The 14,181-nt window shown below is 64.4% G+C and carries 12 protein-coding genes; 4 read left to right on the plus strand and 8 right to left on the minus strand.

Features of this window, described 5'->3' with window-relative positions:
* Window positions 1–80 precede the first annotated feature (80 nt).
* From F7R26_RS28000 to F7R26_RS28015, 4 genes are all read left to right on the plus strand, one after another.
* Entirely contained in the window at window positions 81–929 is an 849-nt protein-coding gene (locus F7R26_RS28000; RefSeq protein WP_150984579.1) for a TauD/TfdA dioxygenase family protein, read from the plus strand.
* 66 nt (window positions 930–995) lie between these two features.
* Window positions 996–2,054, plus strand: a complete 1,059-nt coding sequence (locus tag F7R26_RS28005) for a beta-keto acid cleavage family enzyme (RefSeq protein ID WP_150984578.1) — start codon at window positions 996–998, stop codon at window positions 2,052–2,054.
* Between the two features lie 70 nt (window positions 2,055–2,124).
* Window positions 2,125–3,096, plus strand: coding sequence for a quinone oxidoreductase family protein (locus F7R26_RS28010; RefSeq protein ID WP_150984577.1), 972 nt, complete (start codon window positions 2,125–2,127; stop codon window positions 3,094–3,096).
* A 183-nt stretch (window positions 3,097–3,279) separates the two neighbouring features.
* Window positions 3,280–4,614, plus strand: coding sequence for a spinster family MFS transporter (locus tag F7R26_RS28015; RefSeq protein ID WP_150984576.1), 1,335 nt, complete (start codon window positions 3,280–3,282; stop codon window positions 4,612–4,614).
* Between the two features lie 43 nt (window positions 4,615–4,657).
* Here the strand turns inward: F7R26_RS28015 and F7R26_RS28020 are convergent, their stop codons facing one another.
* The 8 genes from F7R26_RS28020 to F7R26_RS28055 form a co-directional block, all read right to left on the minus strand.
* The gene (locus tag F7R26_RS28020; RefSeq protein ID WP_150984575.1) at window positions 4,658–6,196 is read right to left on the minus strand and encodes a TolC family protein; all 1,539 of its coding nucleotides are present in this window, start codon (window positions 6,194–6,196) and stop codon (window positions 4,658–4,660) included.
* Complete coding sequence (locus F7R26_RS28025; RefSeq protein ID WP_150984574.1) at window positions 6,183–8,210, minus strand: FUSC family protein; 2,028 nt, start codon at window positions 8,208–8,210, stop codon at window positions 6,183–6,185. The genes F7R26_RS28020 and F7R26_RS28025 overlap by 14 nt, the downstream gene beginning before the upstream one ends.
* Window positions 8,191–9,240: a multidrug transporter subunit MdtN gene (gene mdtN, locus F7R26_RS28030; RefSeq protein WP_150984573.1), complete on the minus strand. Its 1,050-nt coding sequence runs from the start codon at window positions 9,238–9,240 to the stop codon at window positions 8,191–8,193. Before mdtN ends, F7R26_RS28025 begins: the two co-directional genes overlap by 20 nt.
* Window positions 9,237–9,500, minus strand: a complete 264-nt coding sequence (locus tag F7R26_RS28035) for a hypothetical protein (RefSeq protein WP_150984572.1) — start codon at window positions 9,498–9,500, stop codon at window positions 9,237–9,239. The genes mdtN and F7R26_RS28035 overlap by 4 nt, the downstream gene beginning before the upstream one ends.
* A gap of 521 nt (window positions 9,501–10,021) precedes the next feature.
* Window positions 10,022–10,432 (minus strand): DUF2726 domain-containing protein, encoded by a 411-nt coding sequence (locus tag F7R26_RS28040; RefSeq protein ID WP_150984571.1) that lies wholly within the window; start codon window positions 10,430–10,432, stop codon window positions 10,022–10,024.
* A 157-nt stretch (window positions 10,433–10,589) separates the two neighbouring features.
* A complete protein-coding gene (locus F7R26_RS28045; RefSeq protein WP_150984570.1) occupies window positions 10,590–10,970 on the minus strand; it encodes a hypothetical protein in 381 nt (126 codons plus the stop codon).
* A gap of 430 nt (window positions 10,971–11,400) precedes the next feature.
* The gene (locus F7R26_RS28050) at window positions 11,401–13,329 is read right to left on the minus strand and encodes a sensor histidine kinase (protein WP_150984569.1); all 1,929 of its coding nucleotides are present in this window, start codon (window positions 13,327–13,329) and stop codon (window positions 11,401–11,403) included.
* Window positions 13,322–14,029 carry a response regulator transcription factor gene (locus F7R26_RS28055; RefSeq protein WP_241754765.1) on the minus strand — a complete coding sequence of 236 codons (708 nt, stop codon included), beginning with the start codon at window positions 14,027–14,029 and terminating at the stop codon, window positions 13,322–13,324. The genes F7R26_RS28050 and F7R26_RS28055 overlap by 8 nt, the downstream gene beginning before the upstream one ends.
* Between the last annotated feature and the right edge of the window lie 152 nt (window positions 14,030–14,181).

The raw sequence follows: 14,181 nt of genomic DNA on the forward strand, positions 1-14,181 counted from the left end.
GCGTGCCCACCGCGACTTCGAGTCCCGCAAGACGACGGGCCCGTCGTGGTGATCTGAACAAAAAAAGAAGGAGACAAACCATGCATATCGAACCGCTGACGTGCGCCATCGGTGCCGAGCTCGTGAACGTGGACCTGGCAGATGCCGTGCATGACGACGGGCTGTTCGCCGAGATCAGGGCCGCGCTGCTCAAGCACAAGGTGCTGTTCCTGCGCGACCAGGACATCACGCGCGCCGCGCATGTGGGCTTCGCGCGCCGCTTTGGCGAGCTCGAGGACCACCCCGTGGTCGGCAGCGACCCGGATCACCCGGGCCTGGTGCGCATCTACAAATCGCCGGAGGCTCCCAACGACCGTTACGAGAACGGCTGGCACTGCGACGCGACCTGGCGCGAGACGCCGCCAATGGGCTGTGTGCTGCGCTGCGTGGAATGCCCGCCGGTGGGCGGCGACACCATGTGGGCCAACATGGCGCTGGCCTACGAGAAGCTGCCCGACGAGGTAAAGCGCCAGATCGCCGGCCTGCGTGCGCGGCACAGCATCGAAGCCACGTTCGGTGCGGCCATGCCGACTGAGAAACGCCTGGCACTCAAGGCCCAGTACCCGGATGCCGAGCATCCCGTGGTGCGCACCCATCCCGAGACCGGCGAGAAGGTGCTGTTCGTCAACGGCTTCGCCACCCATTTCACGAACTTCCACACAGCGGCCAACGTGCGCTACGGCCAGGACTTCACCCAAGGCGGATCGGCGCTCTTGCAGTACCTGATCGGCCAGGCCTTGATCCCCGAGTATCAGGTGCGCTGGCGCTGGAAGCCAAACAGCATTGCCATCTGGGACAACCGCTCGACGCAGCACTATGCCGTGATGGACTACCCGCCCTGCCATCGCAAGATGGAGCGCGCCGGCATCATCGGCGACAAGGTGTTCTGACCTGGCGCTCTGACCCTCACTCCCGCCAACCCTATCCCCTTTCTTCCTTCCCCCTGGAGACACGCCATGAACTTTCTCGACGGACACCTGTTCCCCGAAAACCAGCAGCCGCTCATCATCACGGCCGCGCCCTACGCGCCGTCCTATGTCCCTTCTGACTTTCCCGAGGACATCCCGGTGACGATGGAGGCGCAGATCCAGAAGGCCGTGGACTGCTACAACGCGGGTGCCACGGTGCTGCACCTGCACGTACGCGAACTCGATGGCCGCGGCTCCAAGCGGCTGTCCAAATTCAACGAACTGGTTGCCGGCGTGCGCAAGGCCGTGCCCGAGATGATCATCCAGGTGGGTGGTTCGATCTCCTTTGCGCCAGAGACCGATGGCGCTGCCGCCAAGTGGCTCTCGGATGATACGCGCCACATGCTGGCCGATCTCGACCCCAAGCCCGACCAGGTCACGGTGACCGTGAACACCTCGCAGATGAATGTGCTGGAGCACTTCGACTACGAAGACCTGCGTGGCACGTCGATGGAAGATCCGGCCACCTTCCAGGCTTACAAGGAAATGACGGTGCCCTCGCAGCCAGGCTGGGTCGAGGAGCACATCCGCCGCCTGTCGGCTGCCGGCATCCAGAGCGCCTTCCAGTGCTACAACATCAACAGCTTCGAGTCGGTCGAGCGCCTGATGCGCAGGGGCATCTACAAGGGCCCGCTGGTCATGAACTGGGTGGCCATCAGCGGCGGCATGGACGCGCCCAACATCTACAACATGGCCAACATCGTGCGCGCCGTGCCCGATGGCGCAGTGCTGACGGTGGAAAGCTCCGTGCTCAACGTGCTGCCGATCAACATGATGGGCATCGCCATGGGCCTGCATGTGCGCTGCGGCATCGAGGACAACCTCTGGAACCAGCAGCGCTCCAGCAAGTTCAGCACGGTCCAGCAGATCGAGCAACTGGTGCGCATTTCACGTGAGTTCGGCCGCCCGATCGCCACCGCACAGCAGGCGCGCGAGATTTCCAAGATTGGCGTGTTCTACGACACCGTGGAAGAGTCCCTGGCCGCCAATGGCTTCGCGCCCAACCGCATCGGTCGCCAGCAGGGCCACCTGCGCAAGGTCGCCTGAGCGCGGCCACGCCCTGGCTCAACTGAGTCGGCGGCGCAAAGCACAACAGAACATAGACAGGAAGACAAGCATGTCAAAAGCCATTCGCTTCTACGAAACCGGCGGCCCGGAAGTGCTGAAGTTCGAGGACGTCGAGGTCGGCGAGCCCGGCCCCGGCGAGGCCCGTGTGCGCCACAGCTACATCGCGCTGAACTTTATCGATATCTATTTCCGCACCGGCCGCTACCCGCTGCCGCTGCCCAACGGGCTGGGCTCCGATGCGGTCGGTGTGGTCGAGGCCGTGGGTTCCGGGGTGACGGACATCCGTGTGGGTGACCGCGTCGGCTACCTGGTCGGTCCGCAGGGCGCTTACTCCCAGGTGCGCGTGATGCCGGCCGCGGTGCTGATCCCGCTGCCCGAAGGCATATCCGAGCGCACCGCCGCCACGCTGATGATGAAGGGCATGACGGCGCAATACCTGTTCCGTCAGGTCTACCCGCTCCAGGGTGGCGAAACCATCCTCTACCACGCGGCTGCGGGTGGCGTGGGGTTGATCGCCTGCCAGTGGGCGCGGGCGATGGGCGTCACCATGATCGGAACCGTGAGTACCGACGAGAAGGCCGCGATCGCCAAGGCCAACGGTTGTGCGCACACCATCGTGACCTCGCGCGAGAACATCGTGCAGCGCGTCAAGGAGATCACCGATGGCAAGGGGGTTCCGGTGGTCTATGACTCGGTGGGCAAGGACACGCTGGAAGCCTCCCTGGACTGCCTGCAGCCGCGCGGTTCGCTGGTCAGCAACGGCACCTCGTCGGGCGCGGTGATCGTCGACTCGCAGATGCTGGCCGTGAAGGGCTCGATCTGGTTCACGCGGCCCGCCATGATGCACTATATCCAGCCGCGCGCGCACATGCTGGACATGGCCAAGGAACTGTTCGACCACGTGCTGGCCGGGCGCATCGCGAGCGAACCCCAGCAGACCTTTGCCCTGGCCGATGCCGCCGATGCGCACCGGGCTCTCGAGTCGCGAAAGACAGTGGGCTCCACCGTCCTGGTGCCCTGACAGGGCATTGTCACGTTGCGCGAAGCGCACGCGGCAAGCAGAAAGAACGCATTGCTGGCGTGCCCGGCTGACTTTGAACGCACCATGCCGGAAGGCTGCCGGCAATGTCAGTCGCACGTAGCAGACTATGCAAGCATCAGAGGTGGCTCTCAATGCAAGAGCCAACCCACTATGGAGACACGCATGAACCCGCACATCCCGCATTCCGGACCCGATGATCGCGACGACTATCTGGTCGGCCGGTCCAGAGCCTGGTTTGCCTTTGCCATGACCTTTGCGCTGATGCTGTTCGACTACATCGACCGGCAGGTCATTGTCTCGTTGTTTCCCCACTTGAAGGCAGAGTGGAGCTTGTCGGACAAGCAGCTTGGCGCACTGGTGTCGATCATCTCGATCGTTGTCGCACTAGGCGGCCTGCCCGTTGCTCTTCTGGCCGATCGGATGAGCCGGGTCAAGAGTGTCGCCGTGATGGCAACGGTATGGAGCGTAGCGACCATCTCATGCATGTTTACCCGCAACTACAGTCAGCTATTTGCCGCGCGCGCCATGGTCGGCGTTGGCGAAAGCGGCTATGGTTCCGTCGGTGCGGCGCTGATTGCAAGCTTGTTCCCCAAGCGCATGCGCTCCATGTTGCTGGGAGCGTTCTTTGCCGCCGGCTCCATTGGCGCGGTCCTCGGCGTCATGCTGGGTGGCGTGATAGCCCAGCGCTGGGGCTGGCAGGCTGCGTTCGGCGTGGTGGGTTTCCCGGGCCTGGCAATCGCGCTGCTGTACCTGTTCGTGCCTGACTACAAGACCGTGGAACTGACATCCCGGCTGCACAAGGCGAAGGAATCACCATGGAACTTCATCAGGCACGTCGCAAGCGCGTTGTCTGACTCGCGTACGGTTTGGTCGACCTGCGTCGGCGCAGCGTTCCAGCTCATCGTGGTGTCTACCGTCTGGGCCTGGCTCCCCAGCTACTTCAACCGGTTCCACGGCGCGGCCCCGGATGTTGCCGCCAGGCAGGCGGCGCTGATCGTGTTGTGCGGCGCGCTGGGGGCCTTCGTCTGGGGTCTCGTGGTGGACAGGGCGGCTGCACGCCGGCCACGCAACAAGCCTCTCGCCGTGGCCTTCCTGTGCGTGGCGACCCTGCTGGTTTTCGTTGCAGCCTTTACCGTTGCGATGCCAGCCGGCCAGCAGTTCCTGCTCATTGCGTTCGGCGGTTTCCTGATGACGTGTACGGTAGGGCCGGCGGCGGGTATTGTGCTCGACGTCGTTCACCCGGGCGTGCGTTCCACCGGCGCCGCACTACTGTCGCTCTTTCAGAACATGTTTGGCCTTGCGGTTGGGCCTTTCGTCGGGGGGGCGATTTCTGATGCCCTTGGCCTGCAGACGGCCCTTGCGGTGATGCCGGCATTCGGCTTGGTTGCCGCCGCATGTTTCCTTTTGGCGGCGCGCCAGTATGAATCGGATCTGCATCGGGCCGACAACCGCCTGCAGGCTTACAACGAAGTACCGCTCGCATCCGCATCCGCCTGATTGGTTTTGGAAGCACAGGCGGACGCAGCCGGATTCGGGTGGCTCAACGCGTCGAGCCGATCGCCCCGGTCGCGAGCGCCAGCGTGGCGGCGGCGGCCAGCGCGCCGCTGTACGCATCGGTCGACGCGTTCCATGCCAGCAGCAACTGGTTCTGCGCCAGGTTGGCATCGGTGACCGATCCCACGCCCTTGCTGTATGCGGCAAAGGCCGCGTTGTAGGTGACCTGGGCCGCGTCGGCCAGCGCCTTGGCCGCGTCATACGCCGCCAGGCTCGATTCGAGCGCGCTCTGGCTGACTACCACTTGCCGCACCGATTCTTCCTTGGCGCGCGTCAGCCGGGCCGATGCGCTGTCGACGTCATTGCGCGACTGCGCGACTACCGCCGAGCGCACCCCACCGTCGTAAATGGGCACGGTAACGCCAAGGAATACGCTGGCGCCGTAGCGATAGCCGTTGAGGTTCAGCGTCGGCGGCTGCTGGCCGATTGGCGGAATCGCCGAGATGGACGATCCACCCGAGGCATATGACGTGTACGCGGACAGGAACACCTTAGGCAGGAACGCCGCCTCGGCTGCCTTGACCTTGGCCTGGCTGGCGCGCTCGACCGCATAGGCGCTCAGCACGTCGGGCCGCTGCGCGATCGCGCTTTCGACGATCTGCTCGATGGAGCCACGCAAGGCGGGCGACAAGGGCCGCACGGGCATTTCGGCGATGCGTGGCTTCGACAGCGGCGAGATACCGATGGCCGTGAGCAGGGCCAGATACGCGTCGGTCTCGGCGCCCTGTGCTTGCACCATCGCAAGGTTGGTCTGCGCACGGTTCTGGGTGGCCTGGGCCACCTCCACGACCGTGCCGATGCCGCGCTGGTAGCGGGCTTTGGCGGCCGCGAGCACGGCATCGGCGTTGGTCATGGCCTGCTGCACCGTGCCGCCGCGCGACCGCGCAGCCTGATAGCGGTAGAACGCCACGCTGACATCGTGCACGATGCGCTGGTGAACGGCCGTGAACGCAATATTGACGGCGATCGAAGTTTGTTCCGCGGCATCGACAATCCCCGCGCGTTCACCGAAATCGAACAGCAGCCATTGCAGCGACAGAACCGACACCGCGCCGTGGTTGGATGTGTTCGTGCCGGCCGCTCCCAGGGGCGTGCTGGTGGACAGATGCCCGTTCTGGTAGCCGCCCATGGCCGCTGCCGAGATGTGCGGCAGGTAGCTGGCCTTGGCGATGCCCGCGGCCAGCGCCGCATTGCGCGCGTCGTTCCACGCGATGCGCGTCAGCGGGTTGGCTGACTCGGCCATGTCGATCAGTTCCGGCAGCGAGTACGCGTGCGCCGGATCAAGCGCGGGCGGCGGTGCGATCGACGCCAGCGCAGAATTGGCGGGCAGCGTGTAGTCGGAAGGCCCTGGCGCGGGTGCGGCCCTGGCTGCGGCGCCGGGCACGATGTCTCCGGATGCCGTGGTGGCGGGCTGCCACGGCCGATCGGCTTGCGCAGGCGCGAGATTCAGCGACGACGTGGCACAACCGGCCAGCGTCGCGGCAATCAGCGATAGCGGAATCACCAGCGAATCACATTTGCGCATGGATTGGGCAAGGGTGGGCCGTCTGCGTGGCGTCGGCAACGGAGGCGGTCAGGCGTTTGTCGATGAGGGCCAGCAAGGCGGTGCGGGCCGCGCCGTCGGGACCGGCGGCGTCAATGGCCTCGGTGGAGGCATTGGTCGCCTCAGTGGCCTCAGTGGCGTGGGCGGGCTGCACCGGGTGCTGCGCCGTATCGTGGGCCCGCAGCGTGCGAAGCCGCTGCGTGAGGTCAGGGTCGCCGGGGAACCGCTCGGCGAACAGGAACGCCGGACCGGCAATCGCGTCGAGCGAGCGCAGGCGCCGCTCGCGGTCTTCGACCCACTCGGGCGCTGGGCCCACGGACGCAGGCTCGTAGCGCGCGAGGATCAGGTCTTGCGCGATATCGCCCTGCAAGGCCAGCGCAGCCGTGGCATGCCCGCGCCGGTCGTCGGGCCGCCTGGCATGCGCCAGTTGCTGCCATTGCTCGACCAGCCGGCCCAGCGCCGCTTCGATGCGCGCGGCAATACTGACCGGCCAGATACGCGTGAACACCAGGTAGACCATCAGGTTGCCAAGCATGATGCCGATGACCCGGTCACGCGCGATGGTCAGGTCAAAGCCTGGGCCCGCGCCCTGGATGACACACAGGTAGAACGCGAACGCGATCTGGAAGCCCGCGTAGGCGATGCGCGCAGAGCCTTGCGCAACCCAGGCAGATATCCACGAGCCCGCGAAGACGAGCAACATGAGCCCGCCCACCGACGACAGCGAAGGCACGACATACACGAGGGCAGCCGTGCCGATGACCGCGCCGGCCAGGCAGCCGGCCAACCGCAGCGAGAGCTTCTCCACGGTCTCCGCGGTGGTCCCTAGCGACACGAGATAACACGTGATGAAGCAGGTATGAATGCCCGGCCAGTTGAGCTGCTGATAGAGCAGGTAGCAGAACATGGCCGCGCCGGTAGTCTTGAGCGCGTAGTGAATGTGGTCGCGATTGCTGAAGGCATCTGCGTCGAGGAAGCCGCCATGGCTGGTTGGCGGCATCGGGGGTGCCGCTGTGTCCGCCTCCGGGGGCTCGGCAAAGCCGTTGATGGCAGTGTGCAGTGCCCTGGCAAGGGCCGCCTGCGCCGGCGCAAGCTGGCTGGAGTCCGGTGGGCTCAGCCCGATTTCCACCGGATAGCCGCCCGCATCGAGCATGCGCGCCATCGCATCAAGCGTGTCGGCGATCGGATCGGCAACCGGGGCGGGCAGGGGGGCGCCTGGCTGCCCTCGGGCGACATCGACCGCCAGCAGGATCGCCATGGTTGACGCAGCGGCATGACGCAGCGCGGCGACGTCGCTGGCATTGGCCGTGCCTTCGATCCTTGCCAGCTTCAGCCAGCCCGCCACCGGCTGAACGCCGGCGCGCAAGGCTGCGTGCAGCGCGGCGCCGTGCGGTGCCGGATCGCGCAGGCAGGCCGCCGCCACGCGCAGGCAATGGGCCAGCCGGTCGCAGGCCAGCCGGCGCGGCGGCGCCCCCAGCACCAGGTTGACCGCCACGTTCACGCCAATCGGGATCGCCACCATCAGCCAGGCATAGAGCAGGGCGCGCGTGGCGATCTCCCCGCCGGGCACCAGGCCGAGTTCGTCAAGCCCGAACCCGATGATCATGGCGATGATGGCGCCCACCGGGCGCAACTTGCTGGCCGAGGTCAGGAAGAGCAGGGCGGCTGACAGTACGGCCATGCACGCCACCCGGCGCAGTGGGTCATCGACGCTGAAATCGGCCAGCAGCATCACAAGTCCGATGATGATGCTGACCAGCACCAGCGCCGCCACGCTCATCATGATGCTGGCGGTGCGATCCGCCCGGTTGATGAAGAAGACGATATAGGCGGAGATGGCCGCCTCCGGCGTGCCATAGATGCTGGTGACGAGCACCGTCAACGTGCAAGCCACGGCAATGCGCGTGGTGGCCGATGCGCGGCCCGGAAACGGTGCCAGCAGGGCGCCGAGATCGGCCAGCCCGAGCCGCAACTTGTCAGCGGCAGGCTGCGCCATGCCGGATCTCGACGGTTGCACTCGCGCCCACCCGGGCCAGCGTTTCTGGCGGCTCTTCCAGCTTGATCCGCACCGGGAATCGCTTGGCCACATGCACCCAGTTCACCGACGGCTGGACATAGGGCAGGGAACGCGGCAGGTTCAGGCGCTCGGTATCGGTGATGCCAATGCCAATGCCCTCGACCTTGCCGCGCATGGCATGGCTGCGATCGATCATCGAATAGACCGTGGCGCAATCGCCAAGACGGATATCGGCAAGCTGGGTTTCACGGAAATTGGCGACGGCGAACCATTCGCCGGTATGGACTAGCAGGAAGAGAGACTGATTGGGAATCACGACTTCGCCGGACAGCACGGTCAGGCCGCTCACGCGGCCCTCATGCGGGGCGCGAACCACGGTGTCGTCCAGTGCCCGCTGGGCGATGGCCAGCGCCGCCTCGCGCGCTCGCACGGTCGCCGTGGCGTCGTCCTCTGTGCCCACCGCCTTTGCCGCCGCGGCACGCTGCACATTGGCCTGCTTTAGCGATACTGCCGCGTCGCGCTGCGCCACTTCGGCCTGGTCGAGCTGCTGCTTCGGCACGTAGCCATCCGCGGCCAGCGGGCGCAGACGCTCCACGGTGCGCGCGGTCAGCGCGTAGTTCTGCTCGGTGCGGGCGGTCTGCTCCGAGGCAATCGCCGCATTGGCGTGTTCGGTGGCAATCGTGCGTCTGCGCGTGCCCAGCGCAGCCTGAGCCAGTTCCAGATCGGCAGTCGCCTGGGCCACGGCTAGCCGGTATGGCACAGGATCGATCTCGAACAGCACATCGCCCTTGGCCACGTGCTGGTTCTCGCTGACAAGGATCCTCGATATCCTGCCGCCCACGGGCGAGGCCACATGCACCATGTCGGCATCGAGCCCGGCATCGTCGGAAGACGGAAACCGCACGGTGCGATGCCAGGCAAAGATGGAGAGCAAGATGGCCAGAACTACGATCGCCAGGGCGATCAATTTCCCACGCAACGGGCTTTTGCGAACGCCAGCCATTTTCATAGGATGTGTCCCGTCGCCGATAACCAGACGATTTCAGCGATCATCAGGCCGATTGCCGTGTTTACCATCAGCGGGAAGCCAACGACCTCCGCCCAGCCGGCCAGGATAAACAGCCGCCAGGAAATGACGGCGCCCACGATGCCGATCAGGGCGCTCAAGAGCCAAAGCGGAAAATAGGCGCCAAACAGGCTGAAGGACGGGGCACCGGCGCAACCATAAAGCGAAGCGGCCAACGCGACAAGCACAAGCGAGCGTGCCATGGGATCTGGGGCAGGATTGGTTCACGCAATATAGCAGCGAGTCTTCGCGATTGTCCAAGGGACAAGGAAAACTTGGTCAATGCCGGGCTGACGATGCGCGGCGTTGCTAGGGGGCAAGAATGGGGAGGATGGACGTTCAGGCAGTCAGTATCTCCGGCGTGGATTAACAATATTTTTTAGATTTAACATAAGAAATCTTATGCGACAGATACAGAAATCGGGTTTTAAGCTGTAAGGAAATTGGAAGATCAAGCCCCCGACGTCGGGGGTGTGAAACGAACAAGCCAGCACATAAGGTGCTGGCTTTTTTGTTGCCGGAGACGAGATGAAAAATACGTCCAGGCGCTGGGTCAGTTCAAACGAATTCGAAAAGCATGCCAGCGGCATACCACGAAAAACCCTTGTCCGTCTATAGCGTAGATGCGACAGAACCATGCGCGATTGGCAGACAGGTAGACGACCCATTCCCGCCTGGACGCTTGATACGCTCCGAGTCCATCAATACGAGCGAGTACGGGCGTTCAAGGAGATGTTCGGCTGATAGATCCGGAAACCACGGGCGGCGCAGAGATGGCTAGCACGACTTGCTGAAAGTCGGCAGCCAACGTGGATACGTCCATCTTGACTGACGAATACCGCTTCAGAGGAATGCCAGCGTTCGCAAGGATTTCATCCTTCGTAGCATCTGCCTTCTTTGCCCTAGCGCTGTTGTGACTACGGTCATCCAATTCGATCACGTAGAGCACTCTGCAATTCGGAGAGCAGATCACGTAGTCAACATACTTCTGGCTAAACCGAGCTCGCGCCGCTTGCCCCTCCTTGCCCTTGTTCTTCGCCTCAACGATTGCCGACATAGAAACCTGGCTAAAAATCTGGGCCTGGGGAAGTGCCTGACGCAAAACGTTGAAGAACTGCAGCTCACGATCGGTCATCAATGATCTGCGCGAATACTTATACGCTGGCCCACTACGTGCACGCATGGTGGCCGCAAGCACAGCAACAACAACGACCAGTAAGAGTAAAAATAAGACAACGCCCTTCATCTTGACCCCCTTATTTTTGAGGGGATCATAGTACCCGTAACGAATATTAGCGGCGCACTCGATGCCGCGGGGAATCCGGCTCGTCGAGTACCGCCAGATCCAACGGGTCTAGACGGCGCTTGGAGCCGATATCCTGCGGTGAGCCGGCCATATAGGCGGGCTGCGTTACGGGCTGCTGCTGGGCCTTCTGTGGCTCCGGATCGAACGCCAGGAAGTAGCCGTTGTCCACGATGGTCTTGCACTGATCGCCCGTCATCTGCAACCGCGTTCCTTGCTGGCTGTAGCGCTCGCAATGCCTCTTGATCACCACGTACGCAGGGGGCACCGGCGCGCGCACTGCCTTCGTGATCTCATCGTAGACCGGTGCAGAGTGCTCCAGGCCCGCTACACGCGGCGTATAGCGCTCGACGTACTCTTGCGCCGTCATTGGCCGGTTGCCCTGCTGTAGCGGCTGCTGAGCAGACTGAACCGCCCCGCCCTTCCCTTGCGCCTTCTCCGGCGTGGTCTCTTTTCAACAGGACGGCAGGATGATATGGGGGGTGACCTGTCGTCGAAGGATTGGCGCCCTCGAACCCGAGCGACTCGATATCCATCTCTTCAACAAACGCGTCGATGATCCTGGCGGAGTTATCCTCGGCGATGAAAAACGAGCGCGGCTACCAATTCGACAGGTGCGGATGCTGGGCATCGACTTCGTGCAGCACTAGTACGGGCTGTCGGACGAGGCGCTGGAAGACGCTCGAAGTCCGGGACAGCGAATACAACGGCACGCCGAAGACGACGCTATTCGCAGCGCCCGACGCAACGCATACGCTACGGGATGGCGATGACTCGCTGATATTCGCGGCAAAGCGCCACTAGCAGGCATCCAGCGAAGAGGCTACGGGCGCAATGGGCAGGCACAACGTGAACCACGTGCCCGTTGCGTCCGGCTCCCAGGACACCGCCGCATCGAGGGCCGCCGCGCGGCGCTGCACGTTGGCGAGCCCTCTGCCGCCGTGTTCCAGTGGCAGCGCGGTGAGGTCGAACGGCGTGCCGTTGTCGTGCACACGCACCCTTGCCCAATGGTCGTCGCGGCTGGTCTGCACGCGGACCGCGGTTGCACGGCTGTGCTTGAGCACGTTTGTGAGGACTTCCTGCAGGATGCGCAGGATGTGCAGGGCGCTCTGGGCGCCGAGCCATGGCAGCGGCGGGATGTCACCGACTTCCCACGTGAGCGAGATGCCCGCGGCCTCAAGCCGCGGCCCGAGCCGGTAGCGCAGCGTGGCCAGCAGCAGCAACAGATCCGTCGATATCGGCTCCAGCGAGTCGATCGTCAGCTTGAGGTCGTCGATGCATTCACGCAGCACCTGGGCGATATCGTCGGCGCGCGCCATGCCGGATGGGCCTCTCTCGACCATGCGCAAGGCGCTGATCAACGATGAACCGAGACCGTCGTGCATGTCCTGCAGCAGCCGCTGTCGCTCGCGCGTCAGAGTCTCGCGGCGTTCCACGTCGCGCAGCTGCCGATGGCTCTCCAGCAGTTCCGCTTCCCGCTGCGCCAGACGCAGCGACAGGTTGGTGTTAGCCTGCGCGACCTCATCAAGCGCGCTGATATAGCGGCGATACATCAGATACATGAACAGCAGCAGCTGCACGCACCCCAGATAGGACAGCAGGTAGATACCCTCGATATCGATGCGGTAGTTCTGCAGCAGCACGTCATGCACGGCGATCGGCGTGCTCATCGCATTCCATACCGAGAAGGTCATCGCCTCGCGCGACCTGGCCCGCCAGGCGGCGCGCAACGCGGCAATCGACACCACGAGATTCAGCGCCACCAGCAGCAGTTGGGACAGCGGGTATAGGAACACCACATGCGTGAGCCACGACAACGGTAGCGTGCTGGTGGCCAGGAACACGACCGAGGCGTACAGCGCTGCCTCCAGGCGCCGGTAGCGCAGGCCAAGATACCGGAAGATGAACAGGTAGCAGGCCATGATCAGCCACGCGATACTGTTGAACGCCAGCCAGCTGAACCAGGCCTCCGGAATCGGCAAGGGGTCCTGGCCGACCAGATACTGGAGCGTGTGCAGGAAATAGGCCCCTGCGGCCAGGAAGCACAGCAGGTAGCGCGTTTCCTCGCGGCGCCGGAGCCAGACCAGCAACGAGAAGATGCCCACCGCGAGCAGGCCGCCGCTGGACAGATAGGGAAACTGCGTCTGGAGGAAGCTGCGTGCTGCGTAGCGCCAGAACAGGTCCTCGTCCGTGCCAATCCGCACGGACGACAGGGCAGCGCCGACCTGACCCATCACATCGATACGGATGACGATGTCGCGTGGCGCCTGCCCGAGCGCGATCCACAGGGGGTAGTTGTAGCCGTTCCAAACCGGGCCGCCGCGAGACTGCCAGACCTGCTCGCCGTCGGCATACACGGTGAGACGTCCCACGGTCTGCCAGCGCGGCGCGTAGAGATAATGGGGCGCACCGGCAGCGGCCGAGGCCACCGGAAGCGCCAGTCTCACCCAGATTGTTTCAATGTGGCCTGCCCCGACCTGATCGGGTGCGAGGTGACGCGGCACCACCATCGGCAACGGCGTGTCCTGCCAGCCTTCGCCGCCGGCCGGCAGCGCGAGCTGCGATGGAAGCCGGTCGAGCGAGCCGTCGGGTGTGATTCGTAGCTGCGCCGAGGTGATGTGCCAAGGCAGGGCCTGCGCCAGAGCGCCGGACAGCGACCCAGCAAGCAGCAGTGCCAGGAAGAAGGGGAACCACCGTCGCCATGCCGGCGTGCCCCTGCGGTCAGTCATCGCGCAGCAGCCCGTGTTGCCGGGCTACGTTGATGGCCTCGACCTTCGAATGGACGTCCAGTTTGACGTAGATGCGTCGCACAAAGGTCAGCAGCGTATGTCTCGATACGCCGATCCGTTGCGCGATCTCGTCATGCGAGAAGCCGCGCGTGATCTCGTTCAGGACTTCATATTCGCGCGGGGATAGCGCAGAAGGCTTCGGGCCCGCCGGTGCCTGGGGCGCTTGCACCGGCATGTCGGCTGGCGGCGTCTGCAGGCGGGACAGCACTTGCCGGGCGATCACCGGGCTGATCGGGCTGCCGCCCTGATGCAGCGATCGCAGCTCGCGCACGATATGCGCCGCCGAGCTGTCCTTGAGCAGATAGCCGGTAGCGCCCGCGGCGATCGACTGCATGACGTGGCTTTCGTCGCCGAAGACCGTGGCCACCATCACATCGCAACGCGGCCAAGCCACGCGTGCCGCGCGGATGGCATCGATCCCGGAGCCGTCAGGCAGGCCCAGATCGACCACGAGGATGTCGGCTGGCGGGGTGGATTGCAGCAGCGCCAGCCCGTTTTGCAACGTCGTGGCGACGCCCGCTGTGCGCATATCGGGGGCGCTGGACAGCGCTTCGAGGAATGCCGCGCTGAACCGGGGATCGTCCTCGATCAGGGCGACGCGGATGGGCGAGGCGAACGGCAGGAAGGATTCAGTGGACACGGGAGATCGTATGCGAAACAAACGGGTCGAGACACGACATGCAACGGCCCGTGCTGCCGCTATGCCCCCGCGATCATGGGGCATGACGCGATGTCGCACGATTTGGGGACATACAGCCCGGAAACCCAAGGCTATGATCCAGCCGGATTGTT

This window comes from Cupriavidus basilensis (assembly GCF_008801925.2).
GTDB classification, from domain to species: domain Bacteria; phylum Pseudomonadota; class Gammaproteobacteria; order Burkholderiales; family Burkholderiaceae; genus Cupriavidus; species Cupriavidus basilensis.

Bases quoted from the DNA above. Each gene is read 5' to 3' on its own strand.
- F7R26_RS28000 (WP_150984579.1), top strand. From the start codon at position 81: ATGCATATCGAACCGCTGACGTGCGCCATCGGTGCCGAGCTCGTGAAC.
- F7R26_RS28005 (WP_150984578.1), top strand. From the start codon at position 996: ATGAACTTTCTCGACGGACACCTGTTCCCCGAAAACCAGCAGCCGCTC.
- F7R26_RS28010 (WP_150984577.1), top strand. From the start codon at position 2,125: ATGTCAAAAGCCATTCGCTTCTACGAAACCGGCGGCCCGGAAGTGCTG.
- F7R26_RS28015 (WP_150984576.1), top strand. From the start codon at position 3,280: ATGAACCCGCACATCCCGCATTCCGGACCCGATGATCGCGACGACTAT.
- F7R26_RS28020 (WP_150984575.1), bottom strand. From the start codon at position 6,196: ATGCGCAAATGTGATTCGCTGGTGATTCCGCTATCGCTGATTGCCGCG.
- F7R26_RS28025 (WP_150984574.1), bottom strand. From the start codon at position 8,210: ATGGCGCAGCCTGCCGCTGACAAGTTGCGGCTCGGGCTGGCCGATCTC.
- mdtN (WP_150984573.1), bottom strand. From the start codon at position 9,240: ATGAAAATGGCTGGCGTTCGCAAAAGCCCGTTGCGTGGGAAATTGATC.
- F7R26_RS28035 (WP_150984572.1), bottom strand. From the start codon at position 9,500: ATGGCACGCTCGCTTGTGCTTGTCGCGTTGGCCGCTTCGCTTTATGGT.
- F7R26_RS28040 (WP_150984571.1), bottom strand. From the start codon at position 10,432: ATGACCGATCGTGAGCTGCAGTTCTTCAACGTTTTGCGTCAGGCACTT.
- F7R26_RS28045 (WP_150984570.1), bottom strand. From the start codon at position 10,970: ATGACGGCGCAAGAGTACGTCGAGCGCTATACGCCGCGTGTAGCGGGC.
- F7R26_RS28050 (WP_150984569.1), bottom strand. From the start codon at position 13,329: ATGACTGACCGCAGGGGCACGCCGGCATGGCGACGGTGGTTCCCCTTC.